Origin of the sequence: Enterobacter sp. JS8-1, assembly GCF_049187015.1 — a bacterium.
GTDB lineage: Bacteria > Pseudomonadota > Gammaproteobacteria > Enterobacterales > Enterobacteriaceae > Enterobacter > Enterobacter mori.
The window spans coordinates 260,348-276,528 of record NZ_CP185805.1; the positions used below are offsets into that span (position 1 = coordinate 260,348).

A 16,181-nucleotide genomic window follows, 5' to 3' on the forward strand; every position below is an offset into this window, starting at 1 on the left:
ACCGCTTTCATGACTGATCGGAGGAGTGATGGTGAACATGTCTCATGTTACCGCTGTGTGACTTTTCCACCCTGCGAGATTGTGCCAGTATGGAACCCAGCCTTTTGGCCTTGTTGAGCGTTGTCGGGAGCAAGTGTGAGCAGCAAAGTAGAGCAACTGCGTGCGCAGTTAAATGAACGAATTCTGGTGCTGGACGGCGGCATGGGCACCATGATCCAGGGCTATCGTCTCAGTGAAGACGATTTCCGCGGCGAGCGCTTTGCCGACTGGCCCTGCGACCTGAAGGGGAACAATGACCTTCTGGTGCTTAGCAAGCCGTCCGTTATTAAGGATATCCACAACGCCTACTTCGAAGCGGGTGCGGATATCGTTGAGACCAACACCTTCAACTCGACAACCATCGCCATGGCGGATTACCAGATGGAATCCCTGTCGGCGGAGATCAACTTTGAAGCCGCAAAGCTTGCGCGCGCCTGCGCCGACGAGTGGACGGCCCGCACGCCGGACAAACCGCGCTACGTTGCCGGGGTGCTTGGCCCGACGAACCGCACCGCGTCGATTTCACCGGACGTCAACGACCCGGCGTTTCGTAATATCACCTTTGACCAGCTGGTTGCCGCCTACCGTGAATCGACCAGAGCGCTGGTGGAAGGCGGTTCTGACCTGATCCTGATTGAAACCGTATTCGACACCCTCAACGCCAAAGCTGCGATTTACGCGGTGAAAGAGGAGTTCGAGGCGCTGGGCGTTGACCTGCCGATCATGATTTCCGGCACCATCACCGACGCTTCTGGCCGTACACTGTCCGGCCAGACAACCGAAGCGTTTTATAATTCCCTGCGCCACGCCGAAGCGCTCTCCTTTGGCCTCAACTGTGCGCTGGGGCCGGATGAACTGCGCCAGTACGTGCAGGAGCTTTCCCGTATCGCGGAATGCTACGTCACCGCCCACCCGAACGCCGGTCTGCCGAACGCGTTCGGTGAATACGATCTCGATGCCGACACCATGGCGGCGCAAATCCGCGAGTGGGCCGAGTCTGGCTTCCTGAACATCGTCGGCGGCTGCTGCGGCACCACGCCGGAGCACATCGCGGCCATGAGCAGCGCCGTGGCCGGGCTGCCGCCGCGCAAGCTGCCCGAGCTTCCGGTTGCCTGTCGCCTTTCCGGCCTTGAGCCGTTGACCATCGGCGACGACAGCTTGTTTGTGAACGTGGGTGAGCGTACTAACGTTACCGGTTCTGCAAAGTTCAAGCGCCTGATCAAAGAAGAGAAGTACAGCGAAGCGCTGGACGTTGCCCGCCAGCAGGTGGAAAGCGGCGCGCAGATTATCGATATCAACATGGACGAGGGGATGCTCGACGCCGAAGCGGCGATGGTGCGTTTCCTCAATCTGATTGCCGGTGAGCCGGACATCGCCCGCGTGCCGATCATGATTGACTCTTCCAAATGGGAAGTCATTGAAAAAGGGCTGAAGTGCATCCAGGGCAAAGGCATCGTTAACTCCATCTCGATGAAAGAGGGTGTTGATATCTTTATCCACCACGCGAAGATGGTTCGCCGCTACGGTGCCGCCGTGGTGGTGATGGCCTTCGACGAAGTGGGCCAGGCGGATACTCGCGAGCGCAAAATCGAGATATGCCGCCGCGCGTACAAGATTTTGACCGAAGAGGTGGGCTTCCCGCCGGAAGATATCATCTTTGACCCGAATATCTTCGCCGTCGCGACCGGGATTGAAGAGCACAACAACTACGCCCAGGACTTTATCGGGGCGTGTGAAGACATCAAGCGCGAACTGCCGCATGCGCTGATCTCCGGCGGCGTGTCGAATGTGTCGTTCTCGTTCCGCGGCAACGACCCGGTGCGTGAAGCGATCCACGCCGTGTTCCTCTACTACGCCATCCGCAACGGAATGGACATGGGGATCGTTAACGCCGGGCAGCTGGCAATTTACGACGACCTCCCTGCCGAGCTGCGCGATGCCGTCGAGGACGTGATCCTTAACCGCCGTGACGACGCCACCGAGCGCATGCTGGACCTGGCGGAGAAATACCGCGGCAGCAAATCGGATGAGGCGGCAAACGTTCAGCAGGCCGAGTGGCGTTCCTGGGACGTGAAAAAGCGTCTGGAATATTCGCTGGTCAAAGGCATTACCGAATTTATTGAACTCGACACTGAAGAAGCACGTCAGCAGGCCGCCCGTCCAATCGAAGTGATCGAAGGCCCGCTGATGGACGGCATGAACGTGGTCGGCGATCTGTTCGGTGAGGGCAAAATGTTCCTGCCGCAGGTGGTGAAATCCGCCCGCGTGATGAAGCAGGCGGTGGCGTATCTTGAGCCCTACATCGAAGCCAGCAAAGAGAAAGGCTCCAGCAACGGCAAGATGGTGATTGCCACCGTGAAGGGCGACGTGCACGACATCGGCAAGAATATCGTCGGCGTAGTGCTGCAGTGTAATAACTACGAAATTATCGACCTCGGCGTGATGGTCCCGGCGGACAAAATCCTCAAGACCGCGCGCGAGGTGAATGCTGACCTGATTGGCCTTTCCGGGCTGATTACCCCGTCCCTGGACGAGATGGTCAACGTGGCGAAAGAGATGGAGCGTCAGGGCTTTACCATCCCGCTGCTGATTGGCGGAGCGACCACCTCGAAAGCGCACACGGCGGTGAAAATCGAGCAGAACTACAGCGGCCCGACGGTTTACGTGCAAAACGCCTCGCGCACCGTGGGTGTGGTCTCTGCGCTGCTCTCCGACACCCAGCGCGACGATTTTGTGGCGCGCACCCGCAAAGAGTACGAAACCGTTCGCATCCAGCACGGCCGTAAGAAGCCGCGCACCCCGCCTGTTTCACTTCAGGCGGCGCGCGACAACGATCTGGCGTTTGACTGGTCCAGCTATACGCCGCCGGTCGCACACCGTCTGGGCGTGCAGGACGTAACGGCAAGCATCGAGACGCTGCGCAACTACATTGACTGGACGCCGTTCTTTATGACCTGGTCGCTGGCGGGCAAATATCCTCGAATCCTGGAGGATGAGGTAGTAGGAGAGGAGGCGAAGCGTCTGTTTAACGATGCCAACGACATGCTCGACACGCTGAGCGCAGAGAAAACCCTCAACCCGCGCGGTGTGGTGGGCCTGTTCCCGGCGAACCGCGTGGGCGACGACGTGGAGATTTACCGCGATGAAACCCGCACCCACGTGCTGGCGGTCAGCCGCCATCTGCGCCAGCAAACGGAGAAAGTGGGCTTTGCCAACTACTGCCTGGCCGATTTCGTCGCACCTAAGTTAAGTGGTAAAGCCGACTACATCGGCGCCTTTGCGGTAACCGGCGGTCTGGAAGAAGACGCGCTGGCGGATGCGTTCGAAGCGAAGCACGATGATTACAACAAAATCATGGTGAAAGCGATCGCTGACCGTCTGGCGGAAGCCTTCGCCGAGTACCTCCACGAGCGCGTGCGTAAGGTGCACTGGGGCTATGCGGCGAATGAGAACCTCAGCAACGAGGAACTGATCCGCGAAAATTACCAAGGTATTCGCCCGGCGCCGGGCTATCCGGCCTGCCCGGAGCACACCGAAAAAGGCACTATCTGGAAACTGCTGGACGTGGAAACCCATACCGGCATGAAGCTCACCGAGTCGTTCGCCATGTGGCCGGGCGCGTCTGTTTCCGGCTGGTATTTCAGCCATCCGGACAGCAAGTACTTTGCCGTGGCGCAGCTGCAGCGGGATCAGATCGAAGATTATGCCCTGCGCAAAGGGATGAGCGTATCTGAAGTGGAACGCTGGCTGGCACCGAATCTGGGCTACGACGCCGACTAAAATCACTTTTCCTTACAACAAACAGGGCGCTCATGGGGCGCCCTGTCTCTTTCTTACGTTTAAACCCTTATACTCAAATAAGGTTCTAACCCTATTGCCCGGTGGCGCTGCGCTTGCCGGGCCTACGCGTAGCCCTCATTCGGCAAGGCAACGCGCAGCGAACCTCAGGAAAATAGATAACGATAAGGAGGAAAACCTTCCGTGTTGACGTTGTTACACCTGCTCTCTGCAGTCGCACTGCTCGTTTGGGGCACCCATATCGTCCGTACCGGCGTGATGCGCGTGTTCGGCGCGCGATTACGTACCGTCCTCAGCAGCAGCGTTGAGAAGAAGCCGCTCGCGTTCTGCGCGGGTATTGGCGTCACGGCGCTGGTGCAAAGCAGCAACGCCACAACGATGCTCGTCACCTCGTTTGTGGCGCAGGATCTGGTCGCGCTCGCCCCGGCGCTGGTGATCGTTCTGGGGGCCGACGTCGGTACCGCATTGATGGCGCGTGTTCTGACCTTCGATCTCTCCTGGCTGTCGCCGCTGCTGATTTTCCTCGGCGTGATCTTCTTCCTTGGCCGTAAGCAGACGCGTGCCGGACAGCTTGGCCGCGTGGGGATTGGCCTTGGGTTGATCCTGCTGGCGCTGGAGCTGATTGTTCAGGCGGTTACCCCTATCACCGAAGCTAACGGCGTGCAGGTCATCTTCGCCTCGCTGACCGGGGATATCATGCTGGATGCACTGATCGGTGCGGTGTTTGCTATCGTCAGCTACTCCAGCCTGGCGGCAGTCCTGCTGACGGCCACGCTCACCGCTGCAGGCGCGATCTCCTTCCCGGTGGCGCTGTGTCTGGTGATCGGGGCCAACCTCGGCTCCGGCCTGCTGGCGATGCTCAATAACAGCGCCGCCAATGCCGCCGCCCGCCGCGTGGCGCTGGGCAGCCTGTTGTTTAAGCTGGTGGGCAGCTTGATTATTCTGCCGTTCGTTCACCCGCTGGCGAACCTGATGGACAACCTCCCGCTGCCGAAGGCGGAGCTGGTGATCTACTTCCACGTCTTCTACAACCTGGTGCGCTGTCTGGCGATGGTGCCGTTCGCTGCGCCGATGGCCCGCTTCTGCGAGCGCCTCATCCGCGATGAACCGGAGCTGGATGCGCGCCTTAAGCCGAAGCATCTGGACACCTCGGTGCTGGATACCCCGGCGCTGGCTATCGCCAATGCCGCTCGTGAAACGCTGCGCATGGGCGATGCGATGGAAACCATGCTCGAAGGGCTGCAGAAGGTGATGCACGGCGAGCCACGCGAAGAGAAAGAGCTGCGCAGGCTGGCAGACGACATAAACGTGCTGTACACCGCCATCAAGCTCTATCTGGCGCGCCTCCCGCAGGACGAGCTGGCGGAAGAGGAGTCCCGACGCTGGGCGGAAATTATCGAGATGTCGCTCAACCTTGAGCAGGCGTCGGATATCGTTGAACGTATGGGCAGCGAGATCGCCGACAAGTCCCTGGCCGCGCGTCGAGCGTTCTCGGGCGAAGGGCTGAAGGAGCTGGAAGCGCTGTACGAACAGCTGGTCAGCAACCTGAAGCTGGCGATGTCGGTCTTCTTCTCAAGCGACGTACCGAGCGCGCGCCGCCTGCGCCGCAACAAGCACCGTTTCCGCATTCTGAACCGCCGCTACTCGCACGCTCACGTCGAGCGTCTGCACCAGCAGAACGTGCAGAGTATCGAAACCAGCTCCCTGCACCTGGGGCTGCTGGGGGATATGAAGCGTCTTAACTCATTGTTCTGCGCGGTGGCGTACAGCGTGATGGAGCAGCCGGATGAAGATGACGAGCGGGATGAGTACTAATCTCTGAAAGCGCCTCGCAAAACGGTTTTAGGAGGCGTGACTCCCCATAAAGAGCAATTTATTCTTCAACCCTTACATTTTTAAGGGAATAGGAAATGCTCAATTATTACGCTACACTTCGCCAATTCATGCGCATTCCAAAGGGGGTTCTCATGCGCGGTGCTAATAGCATTAAAAAATCAGTGAATGTTTCCCTGTCGCCCGACATCCTTGAAGAGGCGCGAAGGCTTAAACTTAACCTTTCTGCCGTGCTAACGGCGGCTTTGCAGGAGCAATTTCGTGAACATCGGCGCGCAGAGTGGCTTGAAGAAAATAAAGCTTCGATTGACGCCATTAACCAGTGGGTTGATGAAAACGGCTCCTTTAGTGACTTTCAGAGGTCGTTCTGATGAAGCATGTACTGGTCGCTCCCGCCGTTGAGGTCGCGGGAAAACCCTGCGTGGTCATGATGCACATGATGGTAGGCATATCGCCAAATGAGTTAGGCGAACGTGTTGCCGATCTTACGCAAAACCGGGCTTCGCTGCGGGATGCACTCGATTTTTTGATCAACGGCTACTAACACTTTTTTGTCAGCCTCAAGGTAAGGTATATTTCGCCCTTCACAGGAGAAACTATGCTGCCAACTCAATCAACCCGATTAAACAAATACATTAGCGAGAGCGGGATCTGCTCACGTCGCGAGGCGGACCGTTACATTGAACAAGGTAACGTGTTTCTTAACGGCAAGCGCGCCACCATCGGAGACCAGGTGGTGCCTGGCGATGTGGTTAAAGTGAATGGTCAGGTCATCGAACCGCGTGATGCTGAAGACCTGGTGTTTATCGCGTTGAATAAACCGGTTGGGATTGTCAGCACCACGGAAGACGGTGAACGGGACAACATCGTTGATTTCGTGAACCACAGCAGCCGCATCTTCCCGATTGGCCGTCTGGATAAAGACTCTCAAGGGCTGATTTTCCTTACCAACCACGGTGACCTGGTCAACAAAATTCTGCGTGCCGGTAACGACCACGAGAAAGAGTACATTGTCACGGTGAACAAGCCGGTGACGGACGAATTTATTCGTGGCATGGGCGCGGGCGTGCCGATCCTCGGTACCGTCACGAAAAAGTGTAAGGTCAAGAAAGAAGCACCGTTCGCGTTCCGCATTACGCTGGTGCAGGGCTTAAACCGTCAGATCCGCCGCATGTGCGAGCACTTCGGTTATGAAGTGACGAAGCTGGAACGCACGCGCATTATGAACGTCAGCCTGTCGGGCATTCCGCTCGGCGAGTGGCGTGATTTAACCGGAGACGAGCTGATCGAGCTGTTCAGGCTTATCGAGAACTCATCCTCCGAAGCGAAGCCGAAAGCTAAAGCGAAACCGAAAACGCAGGCCATTAAGCGCCCGGTGGTGAAGGCGCCGCAGGCGGAAGAGAAAGGACGAGGCAAACCGGCCAACGGGAAGCGCTTTGTCCAGCCTGGCCGTAAAAAGAAAGGGCGCTAATTAGCGCCGTCCACGGGTAGAGGTATTGGCCGACCAGGAAAAGGTCGTCTCGGTATCCGGCTTATAAGCCTGCTGCTTTTTCAGTTTGCGGGCTTTTTTCGCCTCGGCGTCACGTTGCGCCATCAGTTTATCGATGTACTCTTTCTTAACCTGATTGGTTTCGGCGTTCGTCAGCGTGCGGCCATGGGCGATACGGGCGCGGTCGAGAAGCGTTTTCAGTTCACGCTGCTCGGCTTCCGTCATGTCTTTCTGGGTCAATCGTGGTGTAGCCATTGCTGAAGCCTCCTGAGAGAGAGGCTTCAGTGTAAAGCAAGCGTGGCAAATTAACCCTGTTTCACCGCATCTTTTTTCGCTTGTTCATCAATCGGTTTGCCGGACCAGTAGCCCGCCAGCAGCGAGCCGGAGAGGTTGTGCCAGACGGAGAACAGCGCACCCGGCAGGGCCGCCAGCGGCGAGAAGTAGATTTTACCGAGCGCCGCCGCCAGGCCGGAGTTCTGCATCCCTACTTCGATTGCCAGCGTGCGGCAGGTCGATTCGTCAAAGCCAAATAGCTTCCCGCCCCAGTAGCCGCCCAGCAGGCCGATAGTGTTATGCAGCACCACCGCGATAATCACCACAAATCCTACGGAAGCAATGTGCGACGCGGAGCCCGCCACCACGGCGCTGATGATGGCCAGAATACAGACCATCGAAAACGCAGGCAGATACGGCTCAACCGCTTTAACCACGCGTGGGAAAAGATGGTGAATCACCAGGCCCAGCGCAATCGGGATCACCACGATTTGCAGAATGCTCAGCAGCATACCCATCACGTCCACCTGGATATGCGCGTCTACATACAGGCGGGTTAACAGCGGTGTGGCAATTACGCCAACCAGCGTTGAGACGGAAGAGATAGTGACGGAGAGTGCCACGTCGCCTTTCGCAAGAAAGATCATCACGTTTGACGCCGTGCCGCTGGCCACGCTGCCCACCAGCACCATCCCGGCGGAGAGGTCGGGCGGCATCTTAAAAGCCATAGCCAGCAGCCACGCCGCAAGCGGCATCACCAGGTAGTGGAGGAAGATCCCTGCAGCAACCGGAGCCGGGCGGGACAGCACGCGCTTAAAGTCGTCGATTTTCAGATGTACGCCCATACCGAGCATAATCAGCATTAGCAGCGTGGTGACCCACGGGCCAATACCGGTGAACGTGGTGGGGGTGTAATACGCGAGTACGGAGAGCAGCAGCGCCCATAACGGGAACAGCCGCGTGATGGCGGATAACATAGTGGTTTCCTTGCAGTATTGTCGTGTTGTTTAGTTATGAAAAAGCCGGGTCTGTGCCCGGCTTGTAGATAATGTTTATCGTGCTAACGAATTTTATTCAAACAAATTCTGATGAAGTTTCTGCACCACCTGCTCCGCCTGGTCGGCTGGGACCAGGAAGCAAAGGTTGTAGCTGGACGCGCCGTAGCAGATCATGCGGATGCTGAACGGGTCGAGCACGCCGAAGACCTCTTTGCCCACGCCGCAGGCGCGCGACAGCTTATTGCCAATGATGGCCACCAGCGCCAGATCTTCTTCTACCTCAACCCGGCACAGTTCAGACAGTTCAATCAGCAGTGACTGCGTCAACAGGGTGTCGCCGGTAGACGTTGAGCCGGTGGTGTCCAGCGTCAGCGCAATGCTCACTTCAGAGGTGGTGATCAGGTCCACGGAGATGTTGTGGCGCGCCAGAATGCCAAACACTTCCGCCAGGAAGCCGCGAGAGTGCAGCATATTATGGCTGTGTAACGTCACCAGCGTCTGCTTACGGCGCAGGGCCAGCGCGCGGAACAATGGCGGGTTCTCGGTTTTCTTGCAGACCAGCGTGCCGCCCGCTTTTGGATCTTTACTGGAACCCACGAAGACAGGAATATCGCTGCGCACCGCAGGCAGGAGCGTCGCCGGGTGCAGCACTTTAGCGCCGAAAGTCGCCATTTCAGCCGCTTCTTCAAACGCGATCACATCGATACGTTTTGCCGCAGAGACCACACGAGGATCGGTGGTGTAGATACCTGGAACATCTGTCCAGATATCCACGCGGGTGGCGTGCAGCGCTTCGCCCAGCAGAGCGGCGGTATAATCGCTGCCGCCGCGGCCCAGCGTCGTCGTGCGTCCTTTCGCTTCGCTACCAATAAAGCCTTGGGTGATCACCATGCCTTCCGCAAGGCGCGGGGCCAACTGCTGGTTGGTCAGTTCAGCCAGCGCTTCAACGTCCGGCTCGGCGCGGCCAAAGCGGTCGCTGGTACGCATGATTTTACGCACGTCAAACCACTGCGCCTGAACATTACGTTCGCGCATGATTTCAACAAACAGCAGGGTGGACATCAGTTCACCGTGGCTGACCAGTTCGTCGGTCAGGGCGGTGGAGGTTGCCAGAGAAGCCGCTTCTGCCAGGGTGGTAATATTTTCCAGCAGACGTTCCACTTCCTCGCGGATCACGTTCGGATTTTGCAGACGTTCCAGGATGTCGAACTGAATTTTGCGCAGTGCATCCAGCTTCACGAAACGTTCTGTCGCTTCAAGTCCTTCAGACAGAGAAACCAGCAGGTTCGTCACGCCAGCGGATGCAGAAAGCACCACCAGGCGGGTATTCGGATCGGCCAGCACCACATCGGCGCTGCGGTTCATGGCATCGTAATCGGCCACACTGGTGCCGCCAAACTTGGCGACCACAAAACTCGTCATAACAACCTCGTGTCAGGGAATGAATAGAGCGACCATGGCACAAGAAAGAAACGAAAACAGGTGCAGGCGCAAAATACGGCCCTATAAATAAAATGTGGGGGAGGTCCTGTCAATGCTGGGATTATGCGGATTTTTTATGGGGGGGTACCCCTCAGTAACAGGACTTATAACAGGGCCATATTTTATGCTCCCTTTTAGCCTGTTTTGGGCGACATTTCGCCGCCCCAGGAGGCTCCGCCAGCAGCTATACTTTTCGGGTCTTTTCACCTGCGTTTGATGCAGGCCAGGGCAATGGCATAAAAACCATCACAATTTTTATTTGCAGGCGCTACAATCGACCGCAGTCACAATTCTCAAATCAGAAGAGTATTGCTAATGAAAAACATCAACCCAACGCAGACCGCTGCCTGGCAGGCACTACAGAAACATTTTGATGAAATGAAAGACGTCACCATCGCGGATCTGTTCGCGAAAGATGCCGATCGTTTCAATAAGTTCTCCGCGACCTTCGACGACCTGATGCTGGTGGATTTCTCCAAAAACCGCATTACCGAAGAGACGCTGGCAAAACTGCAGGATCTGGCGAAAGAAACTGAGCTGGCCGACGCCATCAAATCCATGTTCTCCGGTGAGAAGATCAACCGTACCGAAGACCGCGCCGTGCTGCACGTAGCCCTGCGTAACCGTAGCAATACGCCAATCATCGTTGACGGTAAAGACGTCATGCCGGAAGTGAACGCGGTGCTGGAAAAGATGAAAGCCTTCTCTGAAGCGATCATCTCCGGTAGCTGGAAAGGCTACACCGGCAAGGCTATCACCGACGTGGTGAACATCGGTATCGGCGGTTCTGACCTCGGCCCATTCATGGTGACCGAAGCGCTGCGTCCGTACAAAAACCACCTCAACATGCATTTCGTGTCTAACGTGGATGGTACCCATATCGCCGAAGTGCTGAAGAAAGTGAACCCGGAAACCACCCTGTTCCTGGTCGCGTCCAAAACCTTCACCACCCAGGAAACCATGACCAACGCCCACAGCGCGCGCGACTGGTTCCTGAAAACGGCTGGCGACAACAAACACGTGGCGAAACACTTCGCGGCGCTGTCTACCAACGGTAAAGCGGTTGGCGAATTCGGTATTGATACCGCGAACATGTTCGAGTTCTGGGACTGGGTTGGTGGCCGCTACTCACTCTGGTCCGCGATTGGTCTGTCCATCATCCTGTCTGTGGGCTTCGACAACTTCGTTGAGCTGCTCTCCGGCGCGCACGCGATGGATAAGCACTTCTCCACCACCGCACCGGAGAAAAACCTGCCGGTGCTGCTGGCGCTGATCGGGATCTGGTACAACAACTTCTTCGGCGCTGAAACCGAAGCGATCCTGCCGTACGACCAGTACATGCACCGCTTTGCGGCCTACTTCCAGCAGGGCAACATGGAATCCAACGGTAAATACGTTGACCGTAACGGCAACGCGGTGGATTACCAGACTGGCCCAATAATCTGGGGTGAGCCAGGCACCAACGGCCAGCATGCGTTCTACCAGCTGATTCACCAGGGTACCAAAATGGTACCGTGTGATTTCATCGCGCCGGCTATCACGCACAACGCATTGTCTGACCACCATCCGAAGCTGCTGTCCAACTTCTTCGCGCAGACTGAAGCGCTGGCGTTCGGTAAATCTCGCGAGGTAGTTGAGCAGGAATACCGTGACCAGGGTAAAGACCCGGCTACGCTGGACCACGTTGTGCCGTTCAAGGTGTTCGAAGGCAACCGTCCAACCAACTCCATCCTGCTGCGCGAAATCACCCCGTTCAGCCTGGGCGCGCTGATTGCCCTGTACGAGCACAAGATCTTCACGCAGGGCGCTATCCTGAACATCTTCACCTTTGACCAGTGGGGCGTTGAGCTGGGCAAACAGCTGGCAAACCGCATTCTGCCAGAGCTGGGTGACGATAAAGCAATCGAGAGCCACGACAGCTCTACAAACGGCCTGATTAACCGTTATAAAGCATGGCGTGCGTAATATATATGTCATGAAAAGTGCCGGCGATATGCCGGCATTTTTTTATCGGATAATTCCTGATGTCTGTTAGTTAACTCAAATTCTGGTTCTGAGTTTTATCTGAAAAAGCCCGTTAACCTGTTAATTACTGCGGTTTATTTTAGGAAAATCCGGATAATTAAATTATTAGTGATTAATTATATGCTATTGATTTTTAATCATAATATATTTTAGCCATTCGTCTTATATTTCGTTTTTATCCATTAGTCTGAAAACTCTCTCCCTATTTATCCGTACGGCAATCCCGCTGCTTTAGTTGTGTATACTCGAATCCGCCTGAATTTCTTTTCGGGCAAATCTCCATTCATTCATTGAAGGGAAATTGTTATGAAAAAAGTACTGTATGGCATTTTTGCCATATCTGCGCTTGCGGCGACATCTGTTTATGCAGCTCCGGTTCAGGTCGGGGAAGCGGCAGGGTCGGCTGCGACGTCTGCGTCTGCGGGAAGTTCAACCGCAGCCAGCGCCAGCACCGTAAGTTCAGCCGTGGGTGTCGCGCTGGCGGCAACCGGTGGCGGTGATGGCTCCAATACCGGAACCACGACCACCACGACGACCAGCACCCAGTAATAGCGGGTGTTTTAATCATAACCACACTTCGGTGTGGTTATTTCGCCCCTTCGGAGAAGAGTCGTGAAGCGACCTGCAATCATTATGATTTGCCTGCTGTTGCAGGCGTGCTCAGCCACTACCAAAGGGCTGGGGAATTCCCTGTGGGACAGCCTGTTCGGTACGCCGGGCGTGCATCTGACCGATGACGAACTGCAGAACATGCCGTATGCCAGCCAGTACATGCAGCTAAACGATGGCCCGCAACTGTTTGTGGTGCTCGCTTTCGATGAAAACGGGCAGCAGAAATGGGTGACGCAGGATCAGGCCACCATCGTGACGCAGCATGGTCGTATCGTGAAAACGCTGCTTGGTGGTGACAATCTGCTTGAGGTAAACAACCTCGCCGACGATCCGCTGATCAAACCTAACCAGATTACCGACGGCGCAAGCTGGACGCGCACAATGGGTTGGACCGAACACCAGCAGGTGCGCTACGCCACGGCGCGTTCTACCTTCCGCTGGGACGGCACAGACAGTGTCAACGTCGGTAGCGACGAAACGCAGACTCGCGTGCTGGATGAAGAGGTCACGACCGACCAGGCGACCTGGCATAACCGTTACTGGATAGATGAAGAAGGGCAAATTCGCCAGTCCTTGCAGTATCTCGGTGCCGGTTTCTTCCCGGTGAAAACAACCCTGATCAAGGCGGCGAAATCATGAAAACGCTCATCCACGTTGCGCTTCTCGCCAGTCTTGCCACACCGCTGGCATGGTCTGCGGGAACAGTGAAAGTCTACACGCCGGACAACGCGCAACCCAAAACTTTAACTAACGCAGAGCATCTGCTCGATCTTGTTGGACAGCCAAGGCTGGCTAACAGCTGGTGGCCAGGGGCGGTTATCAGCGAGCGCCAGGCAACGGTAGCGGCGGAACAACAACACCATGCCCTGCTGGCTCGCCTGACGGGTTTGGCGGAGCAGGAAGACGGCGACGATGCCGCCGCTATCAACAACGTTCGCCAGCAGCTCCAGGCGCTGAAGGTAACAGGCCGCCAGAAGGTGAACCTTGATCCAGATGAAGTGCGCGTCGCGGAAAAGGGTAACCCCACGCTTGAAGGGGAGTACACGCTCTGGCTGCCGGTGAAGCCGACGACGGTGACCGTGATGGGGCTCATCAGCAGCCCGGGCAAAAAGCCCTTTACCCCCGGTCGCGATGTGGCGAGCTATCTCGACGAACAAAGCCTGCTGAGCGGCGCGGATAACAGCTACGCCTGGATTGTTTATCCCGACGGGCATACCCAAAAAGCACCCGTAGCATACTGGAATAAGCGACATATCGAACCCATGCCCGGCAGCGTGATTTTTGTCGGCTTTGCCGACCATTTCTGGACGAAGGCGTATGACGGGCTTAATGCCGATATCCTTCATTCCCTGACGCAGCGGATACCGGATTAATGAAAAGAACCTATCTCTACAGCATGCTGGCGCTGTGCGTAAGCGCTGCCTGCCATGCGGAAACGTATCCGGCGCCCATTGGGCCGTCGCAATCAGACTTCGGCGGCGTCGGTTTACTGCAAACCCCTACCGCGCGTATGGCACGCGAGGGGGAGATCAGCCTCAACTACCGCGACAACGACCAGTATCGCTACTACTCCGCCTCCGTACAGTTGTTCCCGTGGCTCGAAACCACGCTGCGCTATACAGACGTGCGAACGAAACAATACAGTAGCGTCGACGCGTTCTCCGGCGATCAGACCTATAAGGACAAAGCCTTCGACGTCAAGCTGCGACTCTGGGAAGAGAGCTACTGGATGCCGCAGGTTTCCGTAGGCGCGAAAGATATCGGCGGGACCGGCCTGTTTGATGCGGAATACGTCGTGGCCAGCAAAGCCTGGGGGCCGTTTGACTTCTCACTGGGGCTTGGCTGGGGCTATCTGGGTACCAGCGGTAACGTCAAAAATCCGTTCTGTACCTACAGCGATAAATACTGCTACCGCGATAACAGCTACCAGAAAGCGGGCTCCATCAACGGGGATCAGATGTTTCATGGTCCGGCCTCGCTGTTTGGCGGCGTGGAGTATCAAACGCCCTGGCAGCCATTACGCCTGAAGCTGGAGTATGAAGGGAATGATTACTCGCAGGACTTCGCCGGGAAAATTGAGCAGAAGAGCAAGTTTAACGTCGGCGCCATTTACCGCGTCACCGATTGGGCCGACGTTAACCTCAGCTACGAGCGTGGCAATACCCTGATGTTTGGCTTCACGCTGCGCACCAACTTTAACGATATGCGTCCGCACTATAACGACAATGCGCGGCCTGCGTATCAGCCGGAGCCGCAGGATGCGATCCTCCAGCACTCCGTGGTCGCCAATCAGCTGACGTTACTGAAATACAACGCCGGCCTGGCCGATCCGAAAATTCAGACCAAGGGCGACACGCTGTACGTCACCGGCGAGCAGGTGAAATACCGCGACTCGCGCGAAGGGATCGAGCGCGCCAACCGGATCGTGATGAACGATCTGCCGGAGGGGATCCGCACGATCCGCGTGACGGAAAACCGCCTCAACATGCCACAGGTGACGACCGAAACGGACGTCGCCAGCCTCAAGCGCCATCTGGAAGGTGAACCGCTCGGGCATGAAACCGAGCTGGTGCAAAAACGCATCGAGCCCGTGGTGCCAGACACCACCGAGCAGGGCTGGTATATCGATAAATCCCGCTTTGATTTCCATATCGACCCGGTGCTGAACCAGTCTGTCGGCGGGCCTGAAAACTTCTATATGTACCAGCTGGGCGTGATGGCGACGGCGGATCTGTGGGTCACCGACCACCTGCTGACCACCGGCAGCCTGTTTGGCAACGTCGCTAACAACTACGACAAGTTCAACTACACCAACCCGCCAAATGACTCAACGCTGCCGCGCGTGCGTACCCGCGTGCGTGAGTATGTGCAGAACAACGCTTACGTGAACAACCTGCAGGCCAACTACTTCCAGTACTTCGGCAACGGCTTCTACGGCCAGGTGTACGGTGGGTATCTGGAAACCATGTTTGGCGGTGCGGGGGCGGAGGTGCTGTACCGTCCTGTTGACAGCAACTGGGCGTTTGGGATTGACGCTAACTACGTCAAACAGCGTGACTGGCGCAGCGCGCAGGACATGATGAAGTTCACCGACTACAGCGTCAAAACGGGTCACCTGACCGCCTACTGGACGCCGTCGTTCGCGCAGGACGTACTGGTGAAAGCCAGCGTCGGCCAGTATCTGGCGGGCGATAAGGGCGGTACGCTGGATATCTCCAAACACTTCGACAGCGGCGTCGTGGTGGGCGGTTATGCCACCATCACCAACGTCTCGCCGGACGAATACGGGGAAGGGGACTTCACCAAAGGGGTCTATGTGTCGATTCCGCTGGATCTCTTCTCGTCAGGACCAACCCGCAGCCGTGCGGCAGTGGGCTGGACGCCGCTGACGCGCGACGGCGGCCAGCAGCTTGGGCGTAAGTTCCAGCTGTATGACATGACCAGTGATAAGAACGTTAACTTCCGCTGATGCTTCTTTGCCCGGTGGCGCTGCGCTTACCGGGCCTACGATAGTGTTTTTGTAGGCCGGGCAAACGCAGTGCCGCCCGGCAAGAATGCTCATGCGAACAAAACATAAACAAAAAATATAGATCCCCGTCACATTTTTGCGTTATACAGGAACCTCGCCCTGG

General features: G+C 56.8%; 13 protein-coding genes. 10 read left to right on the plus strand and 3 right to left on the minus strand.

Going from position 1 to position 16,181, the window contains the following annotated elements; all coding sequences use genetic code 11:
- The first annotated feature begins 135 nt into the window (after positions 1-135).
- The 5 genes from metH (at position 136) to rluF (ending at position 7,141) form a co-directional block, all read left to right on the plus strand.
- Positions 136-3,819 carry a methionine synthase gene (gene metH, locus ACOQH0_RS01270; RefSeq protein WP_421511369.1) on the plus strand — a complete coding sequence of 1,228 codons (3,684 nt, stop codon included), beginning with the start codon at positions 136-138 and terminating at the stop codon, positions 3,817-3,819.
- 201 nt (positions 3,820-4,020) lie between these two features.
- On the plus strand, positions 4,021-5,652 hold the full coding sequence (locus ACOQH0_RS01275; protein WP_421511370.1) for a Na/Pi cotransporter family protein: 1,632 nt from the start codon (positions 4,021-4,023) through the stop codon (positions 5,650-5,652).
- 95 nt (positions 5,653-5,747) lie between these two features.
- The gene (locus ACOQH0_RS01280) at positions 5,748-6,041 is read left to right on the plus strand and encodes a type II toxin-antitoxin system CcdA family antitoxin (protein WP_161177843.1); all 294 of its coding nucleotides are present in this window, start codon (positions 5,748-5,750) and stop codon (positions 6,039-6,041) included.
- Complete coding sequence (locus ACOQH0_RS01285) at positions 6,041-6,214, plus strand: CcdB family protein (RefSeq protein WP_421511371.1); 174 nt, start codon at positions 6,041-6,043, stop codon at positions 6,212-6,214. The genes ACOQH0_RS01280 and ACOQH0_RS01285 overlap by 1 nt, the downstream gene beginning before the upstream one ends.
- 54 nt (positions 6,215-6,268) lie before the next feature.
- Positions 6,269-7,141 (plus strand): 23S rRNA pseudouridine(2604) synthase RluF, encoded by an 873-nt coding sequence (gene rluF / locus ACOQH0_RS01290; RefSeq protein WP_421511372.1) that lies wholly within the window; start codon positions 6,269-6,271, stop codon positions 7,139-7,141.
- On the opposite strand, the gene ACOQH0_RS01295 is transcribed toward rluF, so the two are convergent.
- The 3 genes from ACOQH0_RS01295 to lysC all read right to left on the minus strand — a co-directional run bounded on the left by ACOQH0_RS01295 (position 7,142) and on the right by lysC (position 9,852).
- Positions 7,142-7,414 (minus strand): DUF3811 domain-containing protein, encoded by a 273-nt coding sequence (locus ACOQH0_RS01295; protein ID WP_014830263.1) that lies wholly within the window; start codon positions 7,412-7,414, stop codon positions 7,142-7,144.
- 50 nt (positions 7,415-7,464) lie between these two features.
- The gene (gene panS / locus ACOQH0_RS01300) at positions 7,465-8,409 is read right to left on the minus strand and encodes a ketopantoate/pantoate/pantothenate transporter PanS (protein WP_421511373.1); all 945 of its coding nucleotides are present in this window, start codon (positions 8,407-8,409) and stop codon (positions 7,465-7,467) included.
- 93 nt (positions 8,410-8,502) lie between these two features.
- Positions 8,503-9,852, minus strand: coding sequence for a lysine-sensitive aspartokinase 3 (lysC, locus tag ACOQH0_RS01305; protein WP_089598598.1), 1,350 nt, complete (start codon positions 9,850-9,852; stop codon positions 8,503-8,505).
- A gap of 375 nt (positions 9,853-10,227) precedes the next feature.
- Here lysC and pgi point away from each other — a divergent pair, with 375 nt between their 5' ends.
- The 5 genes from pgi (at position 10,228) to ACOQH0_RS01330 (ending at position 16,018) form a co-directional block, all read left to right on the plus strand.
- Entirely contained in the window at positions 10,228-11,877 is a 1,650-nt protein-coding gene (gene pgi, locus ACOQH0_RS01310) for a glucose-6-phosphate isomerase (RefSeq protein ID WP_421511374.1), read from the plus strand.
- Positions 11,878-12,243: 366 nt separating this feature from the next.
- Positions 12,244-12,486, plus strand: coding sequence for an exopolysaccharide production protein YjbE (gene yjbE, locus ACOQH0_RS01315; RefSeq protein WP_008503423.1), 243 nt, complete (start codon positions 12,244-12,246; stop codon positions 12,484-12,486).
- Positions 12,487-12,549: 63 nt separating this feature from the next.
- The gene (locus ACOQH0_RS01320; protein WP_120159796.1) at positions 12,550-13,188 is read left to right on the plus strand and encodes a YjbF family lipoprotein; all 639 of its coding nucleotides are present in this window, start codon (positions 12,550-12,552) and stop codon (positions 13,186-13,188) included.
- Positions 13,185-13,922: a capsule biosynthesis GfcC D2 domain-containing protein gene (locus tag ACOQH0_RS01325; protein WP_120159797.1), complete on the plus strand. Its 738-nt coding sequence runs from the start codon at positions 13,185-13,187 to the stop codon at positions 13,920-13,922. The genes ACOQH0_RS01320 and ACOQH0_RS01325 overlap by 4 nt, the downstream gene beginning before the upstream one ends.
- Positions 13,922-16,018 (plus strand): YjbH domain-containing protein, encoded by a 2,097-nt coding sequence (locus ACOQH0_RS01330; RefSeq protein WP_421511375.1) that lies wholly within the window; start codon positions 13,922-13,924, stop codon positions 16,016-16,018. The genes ACOQH0_RS01325 and ACOQH0_RS01330 overlap by 1 nt, the downstream gene beginning before the upstream one ends.
- Positions 16,019-16,181 lie beyond the last annotated feature (163 nt).

What these genes read in the sequence shown, in the direction of transcription:
- ACOQH0_RS01280 (WP_161177843.1), top strand. Translation starts at nt 5,748, where the DNA reads ATGCTCAATTATTACGCTACACTTCGCCAATTCATGCGCATTCCAAAG.
- ACOQH0_RS01285 (WP_421511371.1), top strand. Translation starts at nt 6,041, where the DNA reads ATGAAGCATGTACTGGTCGCTCCCGCCGTTGAGGTCGCGGGAAAACCC.
- rluF (WP_421511372.1), top strand. Translation starts at nt 6,269, where the DNA reads ATGCTGCCAACTCAATCAACCCGATTAAACAAATACATTAGCGAGAGC.
- ACOQH0_RS01295 (WP_014830263.1), bottom strand. Translation starts at nt 7,414, where the DNA reads ATGGCTACACCACGATTGACCCAGAAAGACATGACGGAAGCCGAGCAG.
- panS (WP_421511373.1), bottom strand. Translation starts at nt 8,409, where the DNA reads ATGTTATCCGCCATCACGCGGCTGTTCCCGTTATGGGCGCTGCTGCTC.
- lysC (WP_089598598.1), bottom strand. Translation starts at nt 9,852, where the DNA reads ATGACGAGTTTTGTGGTCGCCAAGTTTGGCGGCACCAGTGTGGCCGAT.
- pgi (WP_421511374.1), top strand. Translation starts at nt 10,228, where the DNA reads ATGAAAAACATCAACCCAACGCAGACCGCTGCCTGGCAGGCACTACAG.
- yjbE (WP_008503423.1), top strand. Translation starts at nt 12,244, where the DNA reads ATGAAAAAAGTACTGTATGGCATTTTTGCCATATCTGCGCTTGCGGCG.
- ACOQH0_RS01325 (WP_120159797.1), top strand. Translation starts at nt 13,185, where the DNA reads ATGAAAACGCTCATCCACGTTGCGCTTCTCGCCAGTCTTGCCACACCG.
- ACOQH0_RS01330 (WP_421511375.1), top strand. Translation starts at nt 13,922, where the DNA reads ATGAAAAGAACCTATCTCTACAGCATGCTGGCGCTGTGCGTAAGCGCT.